A 22,793-nucleotide genomic window follows, 5' to 3' on the forward strand; every position below is an offset into this window, starting at 1 on the left:
TCGGACGCTATCGGGTCGCGGGGCTTTCCAGGATCATCGTGATCGGCCCGTCGTTGACCGACGTGACGGCCATGTCCGCGCCGAAGACACCGGTCGCGACCTCGGCGCCGAGGGTGCGGAGCTCCGCGCAGACCGCGTCGTACATCGGCTCGCTCACCGGGCCGGGCGCCGCGGCCTGCCACGTGGGGCGCCGGCCCTTGCGGGCGTCGCCGTACAGCGTGAACTGGCTGACCACGAGGACGGGGGCGTGTACGTCGGACGCGGACTGCTCGTCGCGCAGGATGCGCAGGTCCCAGATCTTGCGCGCGATCCAGGTGACGTCGCCGGGGCCGTCGTCGTGGGTGACGCCGAGGTAGACCAGCAGCCCGGCACCCTCGATCGCGCCGACGGTCTCGCCGTCGACGACCACGCTGGCGCCGAGGACGCGCTGGACGACGGCTCTCATCAGCCCTGCAGGGCCTGGATCGCCTCGTGGATGTCGAGGGTGCGGCGGGCCGACTCGACGTGGAGGTTCTCGACCATCCGACCGTTGTAGGTCACGACGCCTGAGCCCTTCCCGTCCTCGAAGGCCTGGATGAGGCCGCGGGCGTCCTCGACCGCCTGCTCACTGGGAGCGAAGGCGGCGTTGGCGCCCTCGACCTGACCGGGGTGGATCAGCGTCTTGCCGTCGAAGCCCATCTGACGGCCCTGCTCGCACTCCGCCAGGAAGCCCTCGGTGTCCTTCACGTCGTTGTAGACGCCGTCGAGGATCGCGATGCCCGCCGCGCGGGCGGCGAGCAGTGCGGTGTGGAGGCTGGGCAGGATCGGCGCGCGGCCGGGCACGTGCTCGGCGTACAGCTCCTTGACGAGGTCGTTGGTGCCGAGCACGAACGCCGTGAGCCGCTCGCTCGCGCGGGCGATCGCGAGGGCGTCGAGGATCGCGACCGGGGTCTCGACCATCGCCCACAGCTTGGTGTGGTCGGGGGCTCCCGCCTTCTCGAGGGCGGCCACGAGCTGCTGCACCTCGGCGGCGCTGTTGACCTTCGGCACGACGACCGCGTCCGGCCCGGCCTGGGCCGCGGCGACGATGTCGGCGTCGTGCCACTCGGTGCCGATGCCGTTGGCGCGGATGGTGAGGGTGCGCCGGCCGTACTCACCGCTGCTCACCGCGGCGGCCGCGGCCTCGCGGGCGGCGGGCTTGGCGTCGGGGGCGACGGCGTCCTCGAGGTCGAAGATGACGGCGTCGATCGGCAGGGTCTTGGCCTTCTCCAGCGCCTTGGCGTTGGAGCTGGGCATGTAGAGGACGCTGCGCAGCGGGGTGAACTCGCTCATGCCTCGATCCCTTCGTACGCCGCCTTGAGGTCGGGGTCGATCGCGGCGAGCTGCTCGGCGAGCTCGACCATCACGAGGCACTGCTTGAGGGAGGCGTCGTCCTCCATCTTGCCGTCGAGCATCACCGCGCCGGTGCCGTCACCCATGGCCGCGACGACGCGGCGCGCGTGCGCGACGTCCTCGACGCTCGGGCTGAAGACCCGGTTGGCGATGGCGATCTGCTTGGGGTGCAGGCTCCAGGTGCCGACGCAGCCGAGCAGGAAGGCGTTGCGGAACTGGTCCTCGCAGGCGACCACGTCGGTGATGTCCCCGAACGGGCCGTAGTAGGGGTAGATGCCGTGCATTGCGCAGGCATCGACCATCCGGGCGATCGTGTAGTGCCAGAGGTCCTGCTGGTACGTCGTACGCGCGGCGTCGTAGTCGGCGACGCCGAGCTCGTTCTTGGGCGGGTCCTGGCGGACCAGGTAGCCGGGGTGGCCGCCACCGACGCGGGTGGTCTTCATCCGGCGGTCGGCCGCGAGGTCGGCCGGGCCGAGCGAGATGCCCTGCATGCGCGGGCTGGCGCCGCAGATCTCCTCGACGCTCGCGACGCCGCGGGCGGTCTCGAGGATCGCGTGGACGAGGATCGGCCGGTCCAGGCCGGCCTTGGCCTCGAGCTGGGCGAGCAGCCGGTCGACGTAGTGGATGTCCTCGGCGCCCTGCACCTTCGGCACCATGACGACGTCGAGCTTGTCGCCGATCTCGGTGACCAGGGTGGTCAGGTCGTCGAGCGCCCACGGGCTGTCGAGCGAGTTGATCCGGGTCCACAGCTGCGTGGGACCGAAGTCGGTGCTCTTGGCGATGTCGACCAGGCCCTGACGGGCGGCCAGCTTGTTGTCGGCCTTGATCGCGTCCTCGAGGTTGCCGAGCAGGACGTCGACGGTGCCGACCATGTCCGGGATCTTGGCGGCCATCTTCGCGTTGCTCGGGTCGAAGAAGTGGATCGCCCGGCTCGGGCGTGCCGGGATCTCCGTCAACGGTGTCGGCGCCCCCACCGCGAGGGGTCGGAAGAAGTCCTTGGCACTGCGCGATCCACTCATGGGCCGGAACGTAGCAGCGGATTGCTACTCGTCGGTATGACGGATCTGACAGCCGTGGCGCGCGTGAGACTCAGGAGTAGGTGTAGAAGCCGCGGCCGGACTTGCGACCGAGCAGACCCGCGTCGACCATCCGCTGGAGGAGCGGGGGAGCGGCGTACAGCGGCTCCTTGAACTCCTCGTAGAGCGACTCGGCGACGGCCTTGGTGGTGTCGAGGCCGATCAGGTCGGCCAGCGCGAGCGGCCCCTGCGGGTGGGCGGCGCCGAGCACGAGGCCGCGGTCGATGTCCTCGGCGGTGGCGAAGCCGGACTCCATCATCCGGATCGCGGAGAGGATGAAGGGGATCAGCAGCGCGTTGACGACGAAGCCCGCGCGGTCCTGGCAGTCGATCGCCTGCTTGCCCAGCGAGCCCTCGACCCAGGCGCGGGAACGGGCGGTCGTGTCGTCGGAGGTCAGCAGCGACGGGACGAGCTCGACGAGCTGCAGCACCGGCACCGGGTTGAAGAAGTGGATGCCGATGACCTGGGTCGGCCGCGACGTGACGACGCCGAGCTTCATGATCGGGATCGAGGAGGTGTTGGACGCCAGGATCGCGTCGGGCGCCTCGACGATCGTGTCGAGCGACTTGAAGAGCGAGACCTTGGCGGCCTCGTCCTCGACGATCGCCTCGACCACGACCTCGCGGTCGGCCACGGCATCCAGGTCGGTCTCGACCCGGATCAGGGAGAGCACGTCGGACGCCGATGCGATCTTGCCCTTGGACTCGGCCCGGACCAGCGACTTCTCCAGCCGGCCGAGCGCCACCTTCGCGGCGTCCTCGGTGGACTCGATCACGATCACGTCGTGCCCGGCGCGGGCGCTGACCTCGGCGATGCCCGACCCCATCAGGCCGCCGCCGACCACTGCCACGTTCTTCATGCTTCTCCCTCGTTCTTGGAGCGTCGATTCCACCAGTGCCGCTTCGGAGGCGGTGCGGCGGGTTCGGTCCGGCGTACGCGGCGGGCGGCTCGACGATCGGCCCAGGCGGCGATCGTGGCGTCGACGTCGCGGGGCATCGTGATCAGCGGCGGCCCCTGGCTGAGGGAGTAGCGCGCCTTGATCACGCGCTCGTTGAAGTCCTCGACCTCGCGGCGTACGTCGCGCTCGACGTTGATCTTGTCGAGGCGCTCGTCGAGCTCGGCGTCCTCCTTGCGCAGCGCGATGCTGGGCGGGAGCACGACGATCCGCTCGCGCTCGACCAGCTTCTTCACCCACCAGTCCGGGTCGTGCTCGGTCCCGAGCCCCTCGATCGGCTTGCCGGCGCCGGCCAGGTTGTCGAACGCCCCGCGCTCCTGCGCCTGCCGGATCTGCAGGTCGACCCAGGTGTTCTGATGCTGGATCCGGGCGGCGGCAGCTGCCCGGTCGGCCTCGCGGCTACGGGGCTGGTCCTGCTCGGGCTCATCGGGCATCGGGCACCACCTCCTGCCCGGTCCAGGTTACTGAACGAGCGGTACGGCGGGCTCCTCGGCGACGTTCTTCGGCAGCTTGAGCAGCGCCAGGGCGGCGAGCAGGGCCGCCACCGCGCAGACCGACCACACGGTGAGGTAGCCCGACAGCGGGGCGTGGCCCTCGGTCGGGTCGTCGATGGTGCCGGTCGCCGAGAGCGCGATCGCGAAGATCGCGGAGGCGATCGCGCCGCCGATGGTCTTGGTCGCGTTGGTCATGCCGGTCGCGAAGCCGGTGCGCTCGGGCGGGGCCGCGGCGGCGGCTGTGGCGGGCAGGGCGGCGACCAGCGCGCCCGACCCGAGTCCGGCGACCGCCATGTTGATCAGCGCCTGCCAGGTCTCGTGGTGGAAGGGCAGCCACAGGGCGTAGCCGAGGGCGACGAGCAGCGACGAGCAGACCAGCGCGTTGCGCGGGCCGACCAGGCGTGTCGTCAGCGGCAGCGTGAACGCGCCGATCGCCAGGAAGATGACGTAGACGCCGATCAGCGTCGACACGAAGCCGGCGCTCGCGCCGAGGCCGTAGCCCGCGACGTCGGGATCGGTGCGCGCGAACGTCGACAGCGGGATCTGCGCGCCGAGCACCGACATGCCGAAGAGGAACGCCGTGAGCTGCACCGGCCACTGACCCGGGGTGCGCAGCAGGCGGACGTCGATCAGCGGCTCCTCCTGGCCGAGCTCGTAGCGGGTGAACGGCAGCAGCGACAGCAGGCCGAGGGCCACCAGCAGCCAGGCGAGGAGGCTGTCCACGCCCTGCGCCCGCACCACGATCAGGCCGCCCATCACCAGGCCGATCGACGCCGTGATGAGAAGCAGGCCGCCGACGTCGATGCCGCCGGTGGCGGTGCCCTCCATGTCCTCGATGCCGAACCAGATCACCACGAGGACCGCCGTCACGACGATGGCCGGCAGGGCGAGCAGCACGGTCATCGAGGTCGCCTCGACGAGCGCTCCCGAGGTGACCGCGCCGATGATCACGGCGAGCTCCAGCGCGCCGACCAGGATGCCGGCGGCGCGACGGGTCAGCGCGTGCTGACGGCCGGTGCCCGCCGTACGCCGGTAGATGATGGCGACCTCGAGCGGCAGCCAGACGACGTACGCCCCCTGCAGGGCGGAGCCGACGAGGAAGGTCGAGAAGGACGGCGCGAAGGCCATCACCCAGGAGCCGAGGGCGGTGACGGCCGTCGAGAGCAGCAGGACCTTCTTGTGGCCGACCAGGTCGCCCATCCGCGCGAGCGGGGGTACGACGAGCGCCGACACGATCAGCTGCGCGGCCTCGAACCAGTTGACGTCGGCGTCCGCGATGCCGAGGTGGTCGGCGATGTCGCTGAAGATCGGCGTGTAGTAGCCCTGCAGGACACCGCTCGCGAGCTCGACGCAGACGAGGAAGCCGACGATCGCGAAGAGACTGCGGGCCCGGGGGTCGAGCGCACGGGGTGCGCCGCTCGGGGCACTGGTCATCGGGGACGTCCTCTCACAGGTCACAGCTGGGTCGGGGCCCCCGGAGCAGCGCCCGTGCGTCGTACCGCGCCAGGTGCGGGACCATCAGCCGCCCACCCTCGCGCTGGTAGATCTTCGCGCCCGCCTCGGCCACCGTCCAGAGGTCACCGTGCGGGTCGAACTCCAGGTCCTCGGTGCCCGGGGCGACGGCGACCCGACGACCGCTCGGCAGCCGCAGGATCCCACACCGTGTGTTGCTCTGCGTGAGGTAGAGGCCGCGGTCGGTCTGGGTGCCGCCCTGCAGCCAGCGGATCCCGCGCGAGCGGTGGTCGGCGTTGCTCGACGCGATCTCGATGACGCCCGGCTGCATGAGGTCGTCGATGCGGAACCACTCGACGTCGCCGCGCCGGCCGTCGAAGTTGAAGGACCCGATGCCGAGCTGCCCGTCGGCGTCGACGAGCGACGAACCGCGCAACGGCTTGACGATGCTCCAGACCCGCTCGACCGGGTTCTGGTCGGTGCCGACGAGGTCGGGGTCGAGCAGCCAGAGCCGCATCGTCTCCAGCACCCACAGGCCCTCGTCGGTGATGGCGAGACCGCCGCCGTGCCGGCAGTACGTCGTCTCGCGGCCGGGGACCGCACCCTCGATCGGGGTGATGCCGGTGATCCGCTTGCCGGTCCGCTTCGACACCTGCATCAGCACGCACTGGCGGTCGCCGACCTGGTTGTCGTAGCGGAAGCCGCTGACCCACACCGTGTCCCCGTCGAGCGCCAGGCCCTGCGGGGTGAAGCGGTTGTCGGCGCCGGCCAGCCAGTACGCCGCGCACAGGGTGTTGCTGCCCGGGTAGGTCGGCAGCACCGTCGGTCCGTAGTGGAGCCTGGCGCCGCGGACCTGGTCGTAGGTCACGCCGTGGCAGCCGGCGCGACCGGGCTCCCGATCGGCTGCCGGTGTCCCCTCGTCGGAGCCGCTCGTGCACCCGGCCGCCACGAGGACGAACACGAGCAGCAGGAGCAGGCGACGGATCATGCAGGCAGGCTCTCGATGAGGCGGCGGTACCAGCGGATCCCGTCGAGGAACGCGTCGACACCGAGGTGCTCGTCGTACGAGTGGATCGACTGGCGCTGCGCCTTGTCCATCCGGAACGGCGCGAACCGGTAGACGCGGTCGCAGATCCTCGTGAAGAAGCGGGAGTCGGTGGCGGCCATCATCACGTACGGCGCCGGGAACGAGTCCGGGAAGACCTCGGTGATGCAGCACTCGAGCAGGCGGAACGCCTCGTCGTCGTACGGCGAGACCGGGCTCGGCTCGTTCTGCTCGACGACCTCGATCTGCACCTGGTCGTCATCGATCGCCTTGCGCACGTGCTCGAGGACGCCGGCGACGGTGTCGCCGACCATGATCCGGATGTTGACGCCGGCGCGGGCGGTGCTCGCGATGACGTTGAGCGCGGGCGAGCCGGAGAGCGTGGTGATCGCGAACGTCGTGCGAGTCATCGCAGCCGGCTCGGGGCCGGCGGCGATCAGGACGCGGGTCACCAGCGGCTTCAGCTTGGTGGCGTTGCCGAGCAGCGGACGGAGCGCGGCCGAGGCGTGCGGACCCATCCGGCGGAAGAGCTCGAGCGTCGGGTCGGGGATGCTCGCCGGCATCGGCGACCGGTCGAGGCGGGTGATCGCCCGGGCGAGACGGGCGGTCGGGCCCATCTTCGCGGGCGTGGACGCGTGCCCGCCGCGTCCGTCGACGCGCAGCTGGACGGACGTCACGCCCTTCTCGGTCACGCCGACCACCCCGATCGGGGCGGCCACCCCGGGGAACGCCTCGGCGGCGATCGCGCCGCCCTCGTCGACCACGAACCACGGCTGCACGCCTCGGCGTACGAGCTCCTCGACCGCGAGCGTGGCCGCCGTCCCCGAGACCTCCTCGTTGCAGCCGAAGGAGAGCCAGACGTCCTGGGCGGGGGTGAAGCCCTCGGCGAGCAGGGCCTCGACGGCCTCGCAGATCCCGACGAGCGGTCCCTTGTCGTCGAGGGTGCCGCGGCCCCAGACCGCGCCGTCGTGGATCTCGGCGCCGAAGGGCGGGTGCTGCCACGGCGCGTCCGCCTCGACGGGGACGACGTCGAGGTGGGCCATCAGCACGGCCGGCCGCTCGCTGCTCCGCCCGGCCCAGCGGAAGAGGAGGCCGTGGGTGTCGACCCGGGTCAGCTCGAGGTGCTCGTGGACCAGGGGGTAGAGCCGCGCCAGCTCGGCGACGAACAGGTCGAACGCGTCGGTGTCGACCAGCGACCAGTCGCGGTCGGACACGGTCGGGATGCGGACCAGCGTCTGCAACCTGGTCACGGCGGGGTGGGTCACCGAGCGAGCCTAACCGGCACGCGGGTCTCGGATGCGAGACCCGGGTTGGGTGTCGCTCGTTGACCCCGGGACCTCACGCCGATGGACTGGACCCGTGTCCCCCGTCGTGTGTCCAGCGCCCGCGATGAACCAGGTCCGCGACCGGCTTGCGGCCTCGTCGCGTCGGCGAGCCGGCGGCCCCGTCGCCCTCGGTCTCCGGGTGGTGCCCGATCGTGACCACACCGACCGGGTCGAAGTCGTCGGGGATGCCGAAGGCCGCGCGCACCGCCGCGTCCTTGTCCGGCGGGATGCCGATGAAGCAGGACCCCAGGCCGGCGTCGGTCGCCGTCTGCAGGATCAGCAGCGCGGCCATCGCGGTGTCCATGTCCCAGAAGGGCTTGGGCCAGCGCGCCTCGTCCTGGTCGGTCCAGCCCTTGTCGGGCTCGGCGTAGCGCTGCAGGTAGGCCGCCTTGCTGGAGCACGGCAGGATCACCACGGGCGCGCGCATCATGCCGGTCAGCCACTGGTCGGGGTGCTCGATGTCGTCGGCGGTCGCCTCCCAGAAGCGCCGTACGTCGTCCGGGGTGTCGAGCACCAGGAACGCCCAGCCCTGGCTGAAGCCGGCGTTGGGTGCACGGGTCGCGTTGCGCAGCGCGAGGTCGATGATCGCCGGGTCGACGGGCGTGGTCGCGTAGTCGCGGATCATCCGGCGGCGGCGGACGACGTCTTGGAACTCCATGGAGCCCAGCGTGCCTGACGACTTCGAGCGGATGTGGAGCGACCTCGCTCCCGTGGGACGGGCGGCCGCTTCCGGCGGCTACTTCCGCCAGCCCTTCACCACTCCCGAGCGCGAGCTGTCGGCGTGGTTCGTCGAGCAGTGCGCCGCGCGCGGGCTGCGGATCGAGAGCGACGTCTTCGGCAACGTCGTGGGCTGGTGGGATGCCGGATCCGGCCCGGCGGTGCTCACCGGCTCGCACCTCGACTCCGTGCTCGACGGTGGGGCGTACGACGGCCCGCTCGGCGTGGTCTCGGCGCTGGCTGCGATCGACCTGATGCGCTCGCGCGGCGTCGTACCGTCGCGGCCGGTCGGGGTGTCGGTCTTCGTCGAGGAGGAGGGCTCGCGCTTCGGGCTGGCCTGCCTCGGCTCGCGGCTGGCGACCGGGTCGACCCCGTGGTCGACGGCGCGGGAGCTGGCGGATCGCGACGGCGTGCGTGTCGGCGACGTGATCGAGGGCGGCACCTCGACGCTGCTCTCCTCCGTGGGCACGTTCGTCGAGCTGCACGTGGAGCAGGGCCGGGACCTGGTCGACCGGGGCGCGGCGATCGGGGTGGGCAGCGAGATCTGGCCGCACGGGCGCTACCGCTTCGACTTCACGGGGGCGGCGAACCACGCCGGCACCACACGCATGGAGGACCGGCAGGACCCGATGCTGACCTACGCGATGACCGCGCTGGCGGCCAACAAGCAGGCGCGGCTGGCCGGCCAGCGCGCGACCTTCGGCCGGGTCTCGGTCGAGCCCAACGGCACCAACGCGGTGCCGTCGCGGGTGACTGCCTGGCTGGACGCCCGCTGCTCGTCGGAGGCAGCGCTGTCGTCGCTGGTCGACGAGATCACCCGGCAGGGTTCGGAGCGGGCCGGGCGCGACGGCACCTCGCTCGAGGTGACCGCGGAGTCGGTCTCGGGAGCCGTGGCCTTCTCGCCGACGCTCGCGGAGTCGATCGCTGCCGACCACGAGGGCGGCGACTGGCCGATCATCGCGACCCAGGCCGGCCACGACGCCGGCATCCTCTCGGCCGCGGGCATCCCCACCGCGATGCTCTTCGTGCGCAACCCGACCGGGGTGTCCCACTCACCGGTCGAGCACGCCGAGATGCCCGACTGCCTGGTCGGCGTCTCGGCCCTGGCGGACACGCTGGATCGGCTGACGCGGTGACGACGTACCTCTTGGAGCGGGCATGGGTGGACGGTGCCGTGCAGGACGACGTCCGCGTCGAGATCGAGGACGGTCGCTTCACCTCCGTGACTCCCGGCTCGGTCGACGGCACCTTCCTGGCGGGCCTCACCCTCCCCGGCTTCGCGAACTGCCACAGCCACGCCTTCCACCGGGCGCTGCGGGGTCGGACCCAGCGCGAGCTGGGAACGTTCTGGACCTGGCGCGAGCAGATGTATGCCGTGGCGGGGCGGCTCGACCCGGACAGCTACTTCGAGCTCGCCCGGGCGACCTACCGCGAGATGGCGGCGGCGGGGATCACGAGCGTGGGCGAGTTCCACTACCTCCACCACCAGCCGGACGGCACGCCGTACGCCGATGCCAACGCGATGGGCCACGCGCTGGTCATGGCCGCGCAGGAGGCCGGGATCCGGATCGCGCTGCTCGACACCTGCTACCTGAGCGCGGGGTTCGGCCGGTTCCCCGAGGGCGTCCAGGTCCGCTACTCCGACGGCAACGCCGCTCGCTGGGCCGAGCGGGTCGCGGCCATCGAGCACGACCACGTGGGAGCCGCCATCCACTCCGTCCGCGCCGTCCCGCGCGACCAGCTCGCGACCGTCGTCGAGGCGGCCGCAGGCAGACCGCTCCACGTCCACCTCTCCGAGCAGGTCGCCGAGAACGACGCCTGCCTCGCGACGTACGGCGTGACCCCGACCCAGCTGCTCCACCACGCCGGGGCGCTCGGTCCGATGACGACCGCCGTGCACGCCACCCACCTGACCGGGGCCGACATCACCCATCTCGGCCAGAGCCGGACCCGTTCCTGCTTCTGCCCGACGACCGAGCGCGACCTCGGCGACGGCATCGGCCCCGGCCGGGCGCTGCAGCTCGCGGGCAGCCCGATCACCTTGGGCTCGGACAGCCACGCGGTGATCGACCCGTTCGAGGAGATGCGCGCTCTCGAGATGGACGAGCGGCTCGCGACTCACCAGCGCGGGCACTGGACGGCGAGCGAGCTCATCTCCGCCGGCACGGCCCACGACAGCCTGGGCTTCGCCGACGCCGGCCGGATCGCCGTCGGCGAGCGCGCCGACCTGGTCACGATCGACACCGCGACGATCCGCACCGCCGGCACCGGGGCCGACGCGAACACCGCCGCGTTCGCGGCCACCGCCGCCGACGTCGTCCACGTGGTTGCCGACGGCCGCGTCGTCGCCACGCGCGACGACCACGAGGAGATCGGCCGCGAGCTGGCCGCCGCGATCGAGAGGGTCCTGCGATGACCAGCACCGTGATCACCAACATCGGCGAGCTCTTCACCAGCGACCCCGAGGGACCGCTGACCGTCGAGGGTGCCGCGCTCGTCGTCGACGGCGCCACCATCGCCTGGGTCGGCCCGGCTCACGAGGCTCCGGCCGCCGACGAGCTCGTCGACGCCGGCGGTCGGGCCGTGCTCCCCGGCTTCGTCGACTCCCACTCCCACCTGGTCTTCGCCGGCGAGCGGTCGCAGGAGTTCGCGGCTCGGATGACCGGCACGCCGTACGCCGCCGGCGGCATCCGCACCACCGTGGCGGCCACTCGAGCCGCCACCGACGAGCAGCTCACCAGCCACGTCGCCCGGCTGGTCGGCGAGATGCGCCGCCAGGGCACGACGACGGTCGAGATCAAGAGCGGCTACGGCCTGACCGTCCACGACGAGGCGCGCAGCCTCGCGGTCGCCCGCCAGTTCACGGAGGAGACGACGTTCCTCGGCGCCCATGTCGTGCCCGAGGGCGACGCGGGGGAGTACGTCGAGCTGGTGACCGGTCCGATGCTCGACGCCGCCCAGGAGCACGCTCGCTGGATCGACGTCTTCTGCGAGCAGGGTGCCTTCGACGGCGACCAGGCGCGCGCGATCCTGACCGCCGGCGCAGCTGCCGGGCTGAAGGGCCGTCTGCACGCCAACCAGCTCACTTTCGGCCCCGGCGTCCAGCTGGCAGCCGAGCTCGGCCTGGCCGCGGTCGACCACTGCACCTACCTGGCCGACGCGGACGTCGACGCCCTGCGGGACAGCGGCACCATCGCCACGCTGCTGCCCGGCGTCGAGTTCTCGACCAAGCAGCCCTACCCCGACGCCCGCCGGCTCCTCGACGCCGGCGTGACGGTCGCGCTGGCCTCCGACTGCAACCCCGGCTCCTGCTTCACCAGCAGCGTGCCCTTCTGCGTCGCCCTGGCCGTCCGCGAGATGGGGATGAGCCCGGCCGAGGCGGTCCACGCCGCGACGTACGTCGGCGCCCGAGCCCTCGACCGCGACGACGTCGGCGCGCTCACGGTCGGTCGCCGTGCGGACTTCGTTCTACTCGACGCCCCGAGCCACGTGCACCTGGCCTACCGCCCCGGCGTCCCCCTCGTCCTCGGCACCTGGATCGGTGGCCGGTCCGTCTAAGCCGGACGCCTACCTCAGATAAGGCAGTTGCCCGATGTGGGCGGCTACCTCAGACGGCGAATCTCTTCTCATCAACGAGGAGCTGAGGAGCCCACCATGTACGAGCACAGCAGCATGAGCCGCGACAACCTGAAGTCCGAGATGGACTTCCGCCTGGGTCGCATCCGGTCCGACATCGTGGGTCGGCGCGCCCGCCGCAGGCTCGGCGTACGCCGGGAGGTCGACGGACTCACCTGGACCAAGGTGCGCTGAGCAGGACGGCCCAGCAGATGGCACAGCAGATGGTCCAGCAAATGGTTCAGCAGACGACAACAGAAAACGGGATCATGGTCGGCGTGGCAGGACACACGAGCCAGACCCTGGTCGGGCGAGACGCCGAGCTGACGGAGATTGCTTCGTTGCTCGGCGTCCGTTCGTCCCCGGTGGTGCCGGGGGTCGTCCTGCTGTCCGGCGACGCAGGCGTCGGCAAGACCCGGCTCCTGGTCGAGCTGCGTGACCTCGCCAACACCTTGGGCTGGCAGGTCTTCGCCGGCCACTGCCTCGACTTCGGCGACAGTGCGCTGCCCTACCTGCCCTTCTCCGAGGTCCTTGGTCGGCTCGCCACCGACCTCCCGGACGTCGTCGACGCCGTCGCCACCCAGCACCCCGCGCTGGCCCGCCTCCAGCCCGGTCGCCGGGTCATGGGGTCGGAGGACCGGCGTACGGACGAGACCGCCATGGTCGACCGTGGAGACCTCTTCGAGGCCGTCCACACCCTCCTCGAGACCGTCGCCCAGCAGTCGCCACTCCTCCTCGTCATCGAGGACACCCACTGGGCCGACCAGTCGACCCGCGACATGCTCAGCTTCCTCTTCTCCCGCCCCTTCGTCGGTCCGGTGTCGATCGTGGCGTCCTACCGCGCCGACGACCTCCACCGCCGCCACCCGCTCCGCCGCCAGGTCGCCGAGTGGTCGCGGATCCGCGACGTCCAGCGGGTCGCCCTCTCGCCACTGCCCGAGGCCGCGGTCCGCGCCCTCATCGCCGAGCTCGTGCCCGAGGGCCTCGCCGAGGCCGAGCTCGCCGACATCGTCGGCCGCGCCGAGGGCAACGCGTTCTTCGTCGAGGAGCTCACGAGCGCCGCCGCCGGGCCGGGCAGCTGGATCCCCGCCGACCTCGCCGACGTGCTCCTCGTCCGCGTCGACCGGCTCGACGACACCGCGCGCCAGGTGGTCCGCGCAGCCAGCGTCTCCGGCCGCCGCGTCACCCACGACATGCTCGCGGCTGCGTCCGGCCTCGACGGCGCTGCTCTCGACGAGGGTCTGCGCAAGGCCGTCGAGATGAACATCCTCGTCGCCGGCGACGGCCACTACTCCTTCCGGCACGCACTCCTCGGCGAGGCGGTCTACGACGACCTGCTGCCCGGTGAGCGGGTCCGGCTGCACGCGCAGTACGTCGTCGCGCTCCAGTCCGGCGACGCCCGCGGCACCGCTGCCGAGCTGGCCCGGCACGCCCGGCTGGCGATGGACCTCGACACCGCGCTGACCGCGAGCGTCCAGGCCGGCACCGAGGCCAGCCAGGTCGGCGGCCCCGACGAGGCGGCCTACCACTACCAGCAGGCGCTCGAGCTGCTCGCCGACCCGCGACGCTGCGAGCAGGTCGACCTCGATCTCTCCAAGCTCGTCGTCAGTGCCGCCGACGCCCTGACGGCCAGCGGCGACCCGCAGCGCGCCGACGCCCTCCTGCAGGAGCAGCTCGGCCGGCTGCCCGCCGAGACCCCGCCGGCGTGGCGGGCCCGGATGCTCACCGCCCGCGCCCAGGTGATGATCGTGATCGACACCGACGAGGACCCGGTCGCGGTCTCCGCCGAGGCGGTCGCCCTCGCACCCGAGGGCGACAGCGGCCTGCGCGCGCGGGTCCTCACCAACCACGCCCGCGTGCTCGCCGGCATGGGCCGCTACGACGAGGCGCAGATCGTCGGCATGGACGCCCTCGCCCTCGCCGAGCGGCTCGACCTCCACGAGCTCGCCTCGGAGGCGATCACCACGCTCAGCGGCCTGAAGAAGGCCGGCCCCAAGGAGGGACTGCGCGCCGCCCTGATCGACGCGGTCGCGCGGGCCGAGGGGTCCGATGCGCTGCACGCCGAGCTGCGCGGTCGGTTCCTGCTGGGTCGCTCCTTCGAGGACTGGGCGGAGTTCGACGAGTCGGAGACGTGGTTCCGCAGCGCGATCGACCGGGCCATCGGCGGAGGAGTTCCGTGGGCGCCGTACGCCTTCGAGTCCCGGGTCCAGCTCACCTGGATCAAGGTGGTGCGCGGCGACTGGGACGAGGTCCTCGCGCTGACCGACCTCAGCCACGAGTCGGCGCCGCCGATCCCGAAGGCGATCGTCGACGTGCTCCGGATGACCGTGCTCCAGGCCCGTGGTGCCGACGTCGGGGTGGAGACGCGCAAGCTGCGCCGCTTCTGGGCGCGCGAGGGCGCGGTCGCCATCCACTCGGCCTCGGTCGAGATGGTGCAGGCGGGCCGCGCCGCTGACGCTGCTGGCGCCGTCGAGGTCTACGACGACGTGGTCGCCGTGCTCGGCCGCACCTGGCACCCGTGGTTCAGCGCCCGAATCCGGCTCGGTGCCGCCGCGGTCGCCGCCGTCGCTCGCGCCGTGCCCAGCCTGTCGGCCGCCGAGCGTGCGGCGTACGCCGCTCGCGTCAACCAGATCAACGTCGACGGCCACATCGTGCTCGAGCGCTACACCGACCCGTCCGGCCACTGGGGTCCGGAGGGCCAGGCGTGGATGAAGCGGCTGGACGCCGAGACGCTTCGGGTCCGCTGGCTGACCGGGATCGACGCGCCGCCGCTCGAGGACCTCGTGCGCGAGTGGCGCGACGCGGTCGTGCTCTTCGAGGACTTCGGGCACGTCTACGAGCTCGCCGAGGTGCGGACCGCCCTGGCCGGGATCCTGCGCGCCACCGGTGACCTCGCTGGCGCCCGGGAGGTCGCCGACCTGGCCCGGGACGCCGCGCACCGGCTCGGCGCCCGGCCGCTGCTCGACGAGCTGAAGGCCCTCGGGAGCACGCCCGTGCGCGAGGAGCAGGCCCCCGACTCGCTGACCCCCCGGGAGACCGAGATCCTCACGCTGGTGGCGGAAGGTCGCTCCAACGGCGAGATCGGCAAGCTGCTCTTCATCAGCGCCAAGACCGTGTCGGTCCACGTCTCCAACATCCTCGGCAAGCTCGACGCCTCGGGGCGCACCGAGGCTGCGGCGATCGCCCGTCGGCGAGGACTGATCGGCTGACCTGTGTACGTGCAACCACCGTGGGTACATGATTCGAGACATCAGACTTCCCGATCCCAGGAGGACGCATGACTCCCGAAGAGCCCCTCAGCGACGACGACATGACGACCACGCCCGCGGGCGGCGCCGACCTCGGCGGCGGCGGTGACGCGGACGGCACCGACGGTGGCGACGGCGATGGCACCGACGGCGGCGACGGCGACGGCACGGACGGCAACGACGGCGACGGCACCGATGGTGGCGACGGCGACGGCACGGACGGCGGCGACGGCGACGGCACCGATGGTGGCGACGGCGACGGCACCGACTCCTGAGTGTCCGCTCTCGACCTGCTGAGCGGTGACGCCCAGACCTTCCTCGCGAAGGTCTGGGCGTCCCGCGTGCACCTGCACCGCACCGACCCGGCCGACCTGGTCGGGCTGCTCTCGCTCGATGACGCCGACCACCTGCTGACCTCGACCGCGATCCGCACCCCCGCGATCCGGGTGGCGAAGGACGGCGCGGTCCTGCCGGAGTCGGCGTTCACCCGCAGCGCGACGATCGCCGGCAAGCCCCTCACCGGACTGGTCGACTCCCGCAAGGCGCTCGCGCTCTTCGACGAGGGCGCGACCATCGTCTTCCAGGGCCTGCACCGCTACTGGCCGCCGCTCACCCGGTTGATCGCCGAGCTGGAGCTCGAGCTCGGCCACCCCTGCCAGGCGAACGCGTACCTCACGCCTCCCGGGTCGCAGGGCTTCGCGGTCCACTCCGACTCGCACGACGTCTTCGTCTTCCAGACCGCGGGCTCCAAGCTGTGGGAGGTCCACGGCCAGGACGGCCCCGAGGAGGTCCTGCTGGAGCCGGGCCTCTCGATGTACCTCCCGACGGGCACGCCCCACGCCGCCCGCGCGCAGGAGACCGTGTCCCTCCACGTCACCCTCGGCATCAACCAGCTCACCTGGCGCGGCCTGGTCGAGCGCACGATGAAGCCGGTGCTGGCCGGCGTACCCGACGAGCACCTGCCGGCCGGCTACCTCGACGACCCGTCCTCGCTGGCCGGCGCGCTCGCCGACCGGCTCGAGCAGCTCGCCGCCGACGTACGACGTGTCGACACGACGGCCGCGGTCGAGACCGAGATCCGGCGCTTCCTGACCACTCGGCCGCCCCGGCTCGACGGCGGTCTCCACGACGTGCTCGGCCGCGCGGCCATCACCGATGCGACCCTCCTGCGTCGCCGGCCCGGGCATCCCTGCGTGCTGCTCGACCGAGGCGACCAGGTCGAGGTGCTGCTCGGCGATCGCACGCTCACCGTGCCGGCGCTGGTGCGCCCGGCCCTCGACGAGATCCGCGCGCGTGGCGAGGTGACGCCCGCGGACCTGCCGCTCGATCCCCAGAGCAACCTGGTCCTCTGCCGTCGCCTGGTCCGCGAAGGGCTCCTGGAGATCGCCTGATGTTCCGTTGCGCGGCCGAGAGCCTGCTGCGGGACGAGCCCGTCGCCGGTACCGCCACCCACGTCCGCACGTGGCTGCTCCTCGAGCACGTCGGCCCGTGGGGGGACAAGGCGCTGCGCGACGCCCGGCTGCCCGAGGGGCTGGGCCGCTCGATGCAGGGGCTTGCGCAGAAGGTCCTCCTGATCCGGCGCTTCAACAGCAAGCCCGACGGCGACGGCCTGCGCGTCTTCGCGGCGTACGCCGATCCCGTGGCGCCGCGTCTCGAGAGCGGCCGTCTGTCCGACCCCCGCGAGGTCCTCGACCTCGACCTCGGTGCCCTGCGCACCGGTGGCTCGACGGGGCTGGCGCCGCACGACGGGTCGGCGTTCTTCGTCTGCACCAACGGCCGCCACGACGTCTGCTGCGCCGAGCGCGGCCGGCCGGTCGCGAAGGCGTTGGCGGCTGCGCACCCCGACGAGACGTGGGAGGTCTCGCACGTCGGCGGCGACCGGTTCGCGGCCAACATGGTGGTGCTCCCGCACGGTCTCTACTACGGCCAGCTCGACCCGGTCTCCGCGATCTCCGTGGCGGGGTCGCACCTGGCCGGCGAGCTCGACCTCGACCACCTCCGGGGCCGATCGTCCCACCCCAACGCGGTCCAGGCCGCCGAGATCTTCCTCCGCCGCGACCTCGGCGAGACGCGCCAGGACGCCCTCGGGCTGGTCGGACGCACGAACGACGCCGGCATCACCACGGCCGAGTTCCGGGTCGCCGGCGCGACGTACGCCGTGCAGGTCCGAACCTCCCACGACCCGCGCGGCCCTGCCCGACTGACCTGCAAGTCCGCCACCGAGAGCCCGCTGCCGCGCCACGAGCTGGTCAGCGTGGTGCGTCGCACCTGACGCACATGCTCCGATTCTGGCGATATCGCGACGCAGACGTCAGGTGCGTGGCGCGCAGCCGGGGCAGACTGACGGTGTGACGACCCCGGACCTGGACGTCCTGGCGGGCTCCCTCCCCGAGGGTGCGCTCGTCTCCGACGTCGCACGGATGGACAAGTACCGCTGGGACCGAGCGCTCGACCCGGCGGCCGGGACGCCGCTCGCCGTGGTGCGTGCGACCTGCACCGACGACGTCGCGGTGGCGGTCAGGTTCGCGGCCGAGCACGGCATCGGCGTCGTCCCGCGTGGTGCCGGCACCGGCCTCTCCGGCGGTGCGACCGCGCAGGACGGCTGCCTGGTGATCTCGACCGAGCGAATGACCGCGATCGACGTCGACCCGGTGACGCGCATCGCGGTCGTCGAGCCCGGGGCGATGAACGCGGCGGTGAAGCAGGCCGCCGCGGAGCACGGCCTCTGGTACCCGCCCGACCCGTCGTCGTTCGAGATCTGCTCGATCGGCGGCAACGTCGCGACCAACGCCGGTGGCCTGTGCTGCGTGAAGTACGGCGTCACCACCGACTACGTCCTCGGGCTGACCGTGGTGCTCGCCGACGGCACGGTCGTCGAGCTAGGCGGGCCGCGCCTCAAGGACGTCGCCGGGCTGTCGCTCACCAAGCTCTTCGTCGGCAGCGAGGGGACGCTCGGGATCATCACCCGGGTCGTGCTCCGGCTGGTCCCGGGCCTGCGACCGCCGTCCACGCTGGTCGCGACGTACGCCTCGCTCGACGACGCGACCGCGACCGTGCTCGCGGTGACCCGTCAGATGCGGCCCTCGATGCTCGAGTTCATGGACAAGGCGTCCATCAACGCCGTCGAGGACCTGACCCGGATGGGCCTCGACCGCGATGCCGAGGCGATGCTCGTCATGCAGAGCGACGAGCCCGACGGCCGGGCCGGCGTGGAGATCGCCGAGATGGCCGAGGTGTGCCGGGCACACGGAGCCGCCGAGGTGCACACGACCGACGACCCCGACGAGGGCGCGCTGTTCGTGGCCGCCCGCCGCGGTGTCATCCCGGCGATGGAGCCGCACGGCTCGCTGCTGCTCGAGGACGTCGGCGTACCCCTGCCGCAGCTGGGCGCCCTGGTGCGCGGCATCGAGAAGATCGCCGCGGACCGCGACGTGCTGATCGCCGTCGTCGCGCACGCCGGCGACGGCAACACCCACCCGCTGATCGTCTTCGACCCGGCCGACGCCGACGAGACCGCTCGCGCCAACCAGGCGTACGCCGAGGTGATGGATCTCGGCATCGCGCTCGGCGGCACGATCACCGGCGAGCACGGCGTCGGCCGCCTCAAGCGGGCCTGGCTCGGCGACTACCTGGGCCCCGAGGCCCTCGCGCTCAACCAGCGGATCAAGGACGCCCTCGACCCGCAGGGCATCCTCAACCCGGGTGCGGTCTTCTAGCCGAAGAGCGCCATCACGTGCTTGTTGAGGTCCGGGTAGCGCATCAGGTGTGCCCCGCCGTTGATGTCGAGCACCTCACCGGTGACCCACGCGGCGTTGGCGAGGTAGACCGCGGCCTCGGCGATCTCCTCCGGCGTCCCCGCACGGCCCAGGGGGGTGTTGTCGATGTAGTCGTCCTCGATGCCCGGGATGTCCATCGCTGGCTGGGTGAGCGGCGTGACGACCAGGCCGGGAGCGATCGCGTTGACGCGCACGCCCTGCGCGCCGAGCTCGAGCGCGCCGACCTCGGTGAGCATCGAGAGGCCCGCCTTCGAGGCGCAGTACGGCGCCAGGCCGGCGCCCGGCTGACGGGCGTTGAGCGACGACAGCGAGATGATCGAGCCGCCGGCGGTGAGCCGCTGTCCGGCGTGCTTCATCACGATGAACGCACCGGTGAGGCAGACGTCGACGACACGGCGCCACTCGGCGACGTCGAGGTCGACCACGTTGCCCAGCGTCGAGACGCCGGCGCTGTTGACCACCAGGTCGAGGCGTCCCTGCGACTCCACGACGCGGTCCAGGAAGCCCGCGACAGACGTCTCGTCGGTCACGTCGGTGTCCGGCAGGTCGGCGACCTCGACGGTCCAGCCCTCGGCCGTGAACCGGTCGACGATCGCCGCCCCGATCCCTGACGCTCCACCGAACACGACCGCTACGCGGCCGGATGCTTCGCTCATGTCCCTCTCCCAGGGTTCACGGTGATTGTTGACGCGTGTCAACTTAGGGCCTAGCGTCCCCACCGTGCTACCTACCACGGCAGTTATCGGTGCAGGGATCAGCGGGCTGACCGCCAGCAAGATGCTCGGCGACTACGGCGTGCCCTACACGACGTTCGAGGCCTCCGACCGGGTCGGCGGCAACTGGGCCTTCGGCAACCCCAACGGCCACAGCAGCGCCTACCAGTCGCTGCACATCGACACGTCGAAGCACCAGCTGTCGTTCCGCGACTTCCCGATGCCGGACGACTACCCGGACTTCCCGCACCACACGCTGATCAAGGACTACCTCGACTCGTACGCCGACACCTTCGGCATCCGCGAGCACATCGAGTTCGAGAACGGCGTGGTGCACGCCGAGCGGCTGCCCGGCGGCGGCTGGGAGATCCTCGACCAGGCCGGCGACACCCGGCGCTTCGACCTGCTCGTGGTCGGCAACGGCCACCACTGGGACCCGCGGTTCGCGGACTTCCCCGGGACCTTCACCGGCGAGACCATCCACTCGCACCACTACATCGACCCGTGGACGCCGCTGCACCTGATGGACAAGCGGATCCTCGTGGTCGGCATCGGCAACAGCGCCGCCGACATCACGGTCGAGCTCTCGCAGCGGGCGATGCGCAACGAGGTCACGCTCTCCACCCGCAGCAGCGCGTGGATCGTGCCCAAGCTGGTGGCTGGCAAGGCCGCCGACATGAACTACCGGACCATCCCGCAGCTGCCCCTCAGCTGGCAGCGCAAGGCCGCCCAGTGGGGCCAGCGGTTCACCTACTCCGACCCGACGCTCTACGGCCTCCCGGCCCCGAACCACAAGTTCTTCGAGGCCCACCCGACCCAGTCGGGCGAGCTGCCGCTGCGACTGAAGTCCGGCGACGTCACCCCGAAGGGCAACGTCTCCCGTCTCGACGGCGAGACCGTCCACTTCGAGGACGGCACCTCCGCGGACTTCGACGTGATCATCTACGCGACCGGCTACAACGTGTCGTTCCCGTTCTTCGACCCCGAGTTCCTCAGCGCCCCGGGCAACCGGATCGACCTCTACAAGCGGATGATCAAGCCTGGCCTCGACGACCTGCTCTTCGTCGGGTTCGCGCAGTCGACGCCGACGCTCTTCCCGTTCGTGGAGGCGCAGGCCCGCCTGGTCGCGGCGTACGCCGTGGGGGAGTACCTCCCGCCGTCGGAGGCCGAGATGCACGACGTGATCAAGGCCGACGACAAGCTCTACATGGGCCACATGCTCGACCGTCCGCGGCACACCCACCAACTCGACTACTTCGTCTACGAGCACCAGATGCGCACCAAGGAGCTGCCGCAGGGCCGTGCCCGGGCGAAGGCCCAGGGGGCTCCCGCGCTCGCCGGTCGGTCCGCATGACCCGCTCGGCCACGAAGGGCGACGAGCGCCGCGGCGCCCTGCTCGAGGCACTGGAGACCTACCTCCAGGAGGACCACACCCTCGACGACATCAACATCGCCGACATCTCGCGGCGAGCCGGTGTCACCCGCTCGGCGTTCTACTTCTACTTCGAGAACAAGGCCGCCGCGGTCGCCGCCCTCCACGAGGAGATGTACGCCGAGGGCTTCGACGCCGCCGACGTGCTCGGCGGCGACGGCTCGGTCCGCGACCGGATCTCGACGGCGATCAGCGCGATCATCGCCGGCTGGGGGCAGCGCACCCACCTCTACCGCGCGATCCTCGAGGCCCGGGCGACCAGCCCGGCGGTCCGCGACCAGTGGGAGGCGTTCCAGCAGTCGTACGTCGAGGTCGTCGCCGAGCTGATCCTCGCCGAGCGGGCCGCGGGCGTCGCGCCGGACGGGCCGGACGCACGCGAGATCGCGATGGCGCTGCTCGACCTTAACGACCGCACGCTCGAGCGCGTCGTACGCGCTCCTGAGGGCTTCGACGCCGACGCCCACCTCGAGGCCGTCGTGCACGTCTGGCTGACCAGCATCTACGGGAGGACCGCATGAAGGCCGAGCGAATGAAGTTTGGCGAGGTCACGTTCACCTCGGGCGGCGTCGACTGCCACGCCTGGCACTTCACCGGCGAGGGTGACGCTCTCGCGACCGAGGCCGGCCGTCCCGTCGTCGTGATGGCCCACGGCCTGGCTGGCACCAAGGACTCCGGGCTGCAGCCCTTCGCGGAGGCGCTCGCCGCCGCCGGGCTCGACGCCTTCGCCTTCGACTACCGGGGCTTCGGCTCCTCGGGTGGCAGCCCGCGCCAGACGGTCTCGATGGTCGGGCAGCTCGAGGACTACCGGGCCGCGATGGCCGCGGCCGCGCGCCTCCCGGGCGTCGACCCGCAGCGGATCGTGCTCTGGGGCACCTCGCTCGCGGGCGGCCACGTGTTCTCGGCCGCTGCCGGCCGCGACGACGTCGCCGCGGTCGTCGCGCTCACCCCGCTCGTCGACGGCATGGCCGCCGGCCGGCACGCGCTGGCGAGCCACACCAAGGGCGAGATCCTGCGCTCCACGGTCGCCGGTTTCCGCAGCAAGTGGGGCAAGCCGGTGATGATGCCGGTCGTGGCTCCGCCCGGGCAGTTCGGCGCGATGACCATCGAGGGCTCGATGGACGACTACCTCTCGATCGCCGGACCGACCTGGGTCAACGAGATCGACGCGGCCGTCGGTCTGGAGCTCGGCGGCCACCGCCCGATCAAGAGCGCAGGCGACGTCACCGCGCCGACGCTCGTGCAGATCGCCGACTTCGACCGCAGTGCCCCTCCGCAGGCCTCCGCGAAGGCCGCCTTCGCCGCCCGCGCCGAGGTCCGCCATTACCCGTGCGACCACTTCGACGTCTATCCCGGCAAGGACTGGTACGACGCCGTCGTCGCCCACCAGCTGTCGTTCCTCACGAGAGTCCTCGCGCCGTAGTCGGTGGTTGAGGAAGTTGCGCAGCAACCTTCTCGACACCCCTGCAGCCTGCGCGCCCACGTTGGTCTCCGGGGTTTCGAGACAGGACTTCGTCCTTCCTCAACCACCGGCCCGCCACCGCTATTGACGGATATTCAATTCGGCGTACCCTCGT

General features: G+C 71.8%; 22 protein-coding genes. 12 read left to right on the forward strand and 10 right to left on the reverse strand.

The annotated features are described in order from the left end of the window. Positions 1 to 7 precede the first annotated feature (7 nt). From dtd to ABLE68_RS10130, 9 genes are all read right to left on the reverse strand, one after another. Positions 8 to 445, reverse strand: a complete 438-nt coding sequence (dtd, locus tag ABLE68_RS10090) for a D-aminoacyl-tRNA deacylase (RefSeq protein ID WP_348871191.1) — start codon at positions 443 to 445, stop codon at positions 8 to 10. Then, positions 445 to 1,311, reverse strand: a complete 867-nt coding sequence (locus tag ABLE68_RS10095) for an HpcH/HpaI aldolase/citrate lyase family protein (RefSeq protein WP_348871192.1) — start codon at positions 1,309 to 1,311, stop codon at positions 445 to 447. The genes dtd and ABLE68_RS10095 overlap by 1 nt, the downstream gene beginning before the upstream one ends. Further along, entirely contained in the window at positions 1,308 to 2,390 is a 1,083-nt protein-coding gene (locus tag ABLE68_RS10100) for an HpcH/HpaI aldolase/citrate lyase family protein (protein WP_348871193.1), read from the reverse strand. Before ABLE68_RS10100 ends, ABLE68_RS10095 begins: the two co-directional genes overlap by 4 nt. Positions 2,391 to 2,460: 70 nt before the next feature. Next, a complete protein-coding gene (locus ABLE68_RS10105) occupies positions 2,461 to 3,306 on the reverse strand; it encodes a 3-hydroxybutyryl-CoA dehydrogenase (protein ID WP_348871194.1) in 846 nt (281 codons plus the stop codon). Then, positions 3,303 to 3,836 (reverse strand): DnaJ family domain-containing protein, encoded by a 534-nt coding sequence (locus ABLE68_RS10110; RefSeq protein ID WP_348871195.1) that lies wholly within the window; start codon positions 3,834 to 3,836, stop codon positions 3,303 to 3,305. The genes ABLE68_RS10105 and ABLE68_RS10110 overlap by 4 nt, the downstream gene beginning before the upstream one ends. A 27-nt stretch (positions 3,837 to 3,863) precedes the next feature. Next, a complete protein-coding gene (locus tag ABLE68_RS10115) occupies positions 3,864 to 5,330 on the reverse strand; it encodes an MFS transporter (RefSeq protein WP_348871196.1) in 1,467 nt (488 codons plus the stop codon). Positions 5,331 to 5,343: 13 nt separating this feature from the next. After that, positions 5,344 to 6,336 (reverse strand): hypothetical protein, encoded by a 993-nt coding sequence (locus ABLE68_RS10120; RefSeq protein WP_348871197.1) that lies wholly within the window; start codon positions 6,334 to 6,336, stop codon positions 5,344 to 5,346. Further along, a complete protein-coding gene (locus ABLE68_RS10125; protein ID WP_348871198.1) occupies positions 6,333 to 7,658 on the reverse strand; it encodes a M20 family peptidase in 1,326 nt (441 codons plus the stop codon). Before ABLE68_RS10125 ends, ABLE68_RS10120 begins: the two co-directional genes overlap by 4 nt. 73 nt (positions 7,659 to 7,731) lie before the next feature. Next, the gene (locus tag ABLE68_RS10130; protein WP_348871199.1) at positions 7,732 to 8,376 is read right to left on the reverse strand and encodes a nitroreductase family protein; all 645 of its coding nucleotides are present in this window, start codon (positions 8,374 to 8,376) and stop codon (positions 7,732 to 7,734) included. 10 nt (positions 8,377 to 8,386) lie between these two features. Between ABLE68_RS10130 and ABLE68_RS10135 the strand changes: the two genes are divergently transcribed. The 9 genes from ABLE68_RS10135 to ABLE68_RS10175 all read left to right on the forward strand — a co-directional run bounded on the left by ABLE68_RS10135 (position 8,387) and on the right by ABLE68_RS10175 (position 19,014). Then, on the forward strand, positions 8,387 to 9,571 hold the full coding sequence (locus ABLE68_RS10135; protein ID WP_348871200.1) for an allantoate amidohydrolase: 1,185 nt from the start codon (positions 8,387 to 8,389) through the stop codon (positions 9,569 to 9,571). Beyond that, complete coding sequence (locus ABLE68_RS10140; protein WP_348871201.1) at positions 9,568 to 10,851, forward strand: formimidoylglutamate deiminase; 1,284 nt, start codon at positions 9,568 to 9,570, stop codon at positions 10,849 to 10,851. The genes ABLE68_RS10135 and ABLE68_RS10140 overlap by 4 nt, the downstream gene beginning before the upstream one ends. After that, positions 10,848 to 11,993, forward strand: coding sequence for an imidazolonepropionase (gene hutI / locus ABLE68_RS10145; protein WP_348871202.1), 1,146 nt, complete (start codon positions 10,848 to 10,850; stop codon positions 11,991 to 11,993). The genes ABLE68_RS10140 and hutI overlap by 4 nt, the downstream gene beginning before the upstream one ends. 96 nt (positions 11,994 to 12,089) lie before the next feature. Continuing rightward, the gene (locus tag ABLE68_RS10150) at positions 12,090 to 12,245 is read left to right on the forward strand and encodes a hypothetical protein (protein ID WP_348871203.1); all 156 of its coding nucleotides are present in this window, start codon (positions 12,090 to 12,092) and stop codon (positions 12,243 to 12,245) included. An 83-nt stretch (positions 12,246 to 12,328) separates the two neighbouring features. Next, positions 12,329 to 15,259, forward strand: coding sequence for a helix-turn-helix transcriptional regulator (locus tag ABLE68_RS10155; protein WP_348871204.1), 2,931 nt, complete (start codon positions 12,329 to 12,331; stop codon positions 15,257 to 15,259). 68 nt (positions 15,260 to 15,327) lie between these two features. Then, positions 15,328 to 15,573, forward strand: coding sequence for a hypothetical protein (locus ABLE68_RS10160; RefSeq protein ID WP_348871205.1), 246 nt, complete (start codon positions 15,328 to 15,330; stop codon positions 15,571 to 15,573). Next, entirely contained in the window at positions 15,574 to 16,689 is a 1,116-nt protein-coding gene (locus ABLE68_RS10165) for a cupin domain-containing protein (protein WP_348871206.1), read from the forward strand. Then, entirely contained in the window at positions 16,689 to 17,570 is an 882-nt protein-coding gene (locus tag ABLE68_RS10170) for a ferredoxin family protein (RefSeq protein ID WP_348871207.1), read from the forward strand. Before ABLE68_RS10165 ends, ABLE68_RS10170 begins: the two co-directional genes overlap by 1 nt. A 76-nt stretch (positions 17,571 to 17,646) precedes the next feature. Further along, positions 17,647 to 19,014: an FAD-binding oxidoreductase gene (locus ABLE68_RS10175; protein WP_348871208.1), complete on the forward strand. Its 1,368-nt coding sequence runs from the start codon at positions 17,647 to 17,649 to the stop codon at positions 19,012 to 19,014. On the opposite strand, the gene ABLE68_RS10180 is transcribed toward ABLE68_RS10175, so the two are convergent. Then, positions 19,011 to 19,730, reverse strand: coding sequence for an SDR family NAD(P)-dependent oxidoreductase (locus ABLE68_RS10180; protein ID WP_348871209.1), 720 nt, complete (start codon positions 19,728 to 19,730; stop codon positions 19,011 to 19,013). The two genes, ABLE68_RS10175 and ABLE68_RS10180, sit on opposite strands and share 4 nt — an antisense overlap. Positions 19,731 to 19,794: 64 nt before the next feature. Here ABLE68_RS10180 and ABLE68_RS10185 point away from each other — a divergent pair, with 64 nt between their 5' ends. The 3 genes from ABLE68_RS10185 to ABLE68_RS10195 are packed head-to-tail and all read left to right on the forward strand — an operon-like array spanning position 19,795 to position 22,639. Beyond that, a complete protein-coding gene (locus ABLE68_RS10185; RefSeq protein WP_348871210.1) occupies positions 19,795 to 21,141 on the forward strand; it encodes a flavin-containing monooxygenase in 1,347 nt (448 codons plus the stop codon). Next, on the forward strand, positions 21,138 to 21,737 hold the full coding sequence (locus tag ABLE68_RS10190; protein WP_348871211.1) for a TetR/AcrR family transcriptional regulator: 600 nt from the start codon (positions 21,138 to 21,140) through the stop codon (positions 21,735 to 21,737). The genes ABLE68_RS10185 and ABLE68_RS10190 overlap by 4 nt, the downstream gene beginning before the upstream one ends. Further along, positions 21,734 to 22,639 carry an alpha/beta hydrolase gene (locus ABLE68_RS10195; RefSeq protein ID WP_348871212.1) on the forward strand — a complete coding sequence of 302 codons (906 nt, stop codon included), beginning with the start codon at positions 21,734 to 21,736 and terminating at the stop codon, positions 22,637 to 22,639. Before ABLE68_RS10190 ends, ABLE68_RS10195 begins: the two co-directional genes overlap by 4 nt. Positions 22,640 to 22,793 lie beyond the last annotated feature (154 nt).

It is taken from the genome of Nocardioides pollutisoli, from assembly GCF_040045055.1.
Taxonomy (GTDB): domain Bacteria; phylum Actinomycetota; class Actinomycetes; order Propionibacteriales; family Nocardioidaceae; genus Nocardioides; species Nocardioides tweenelious.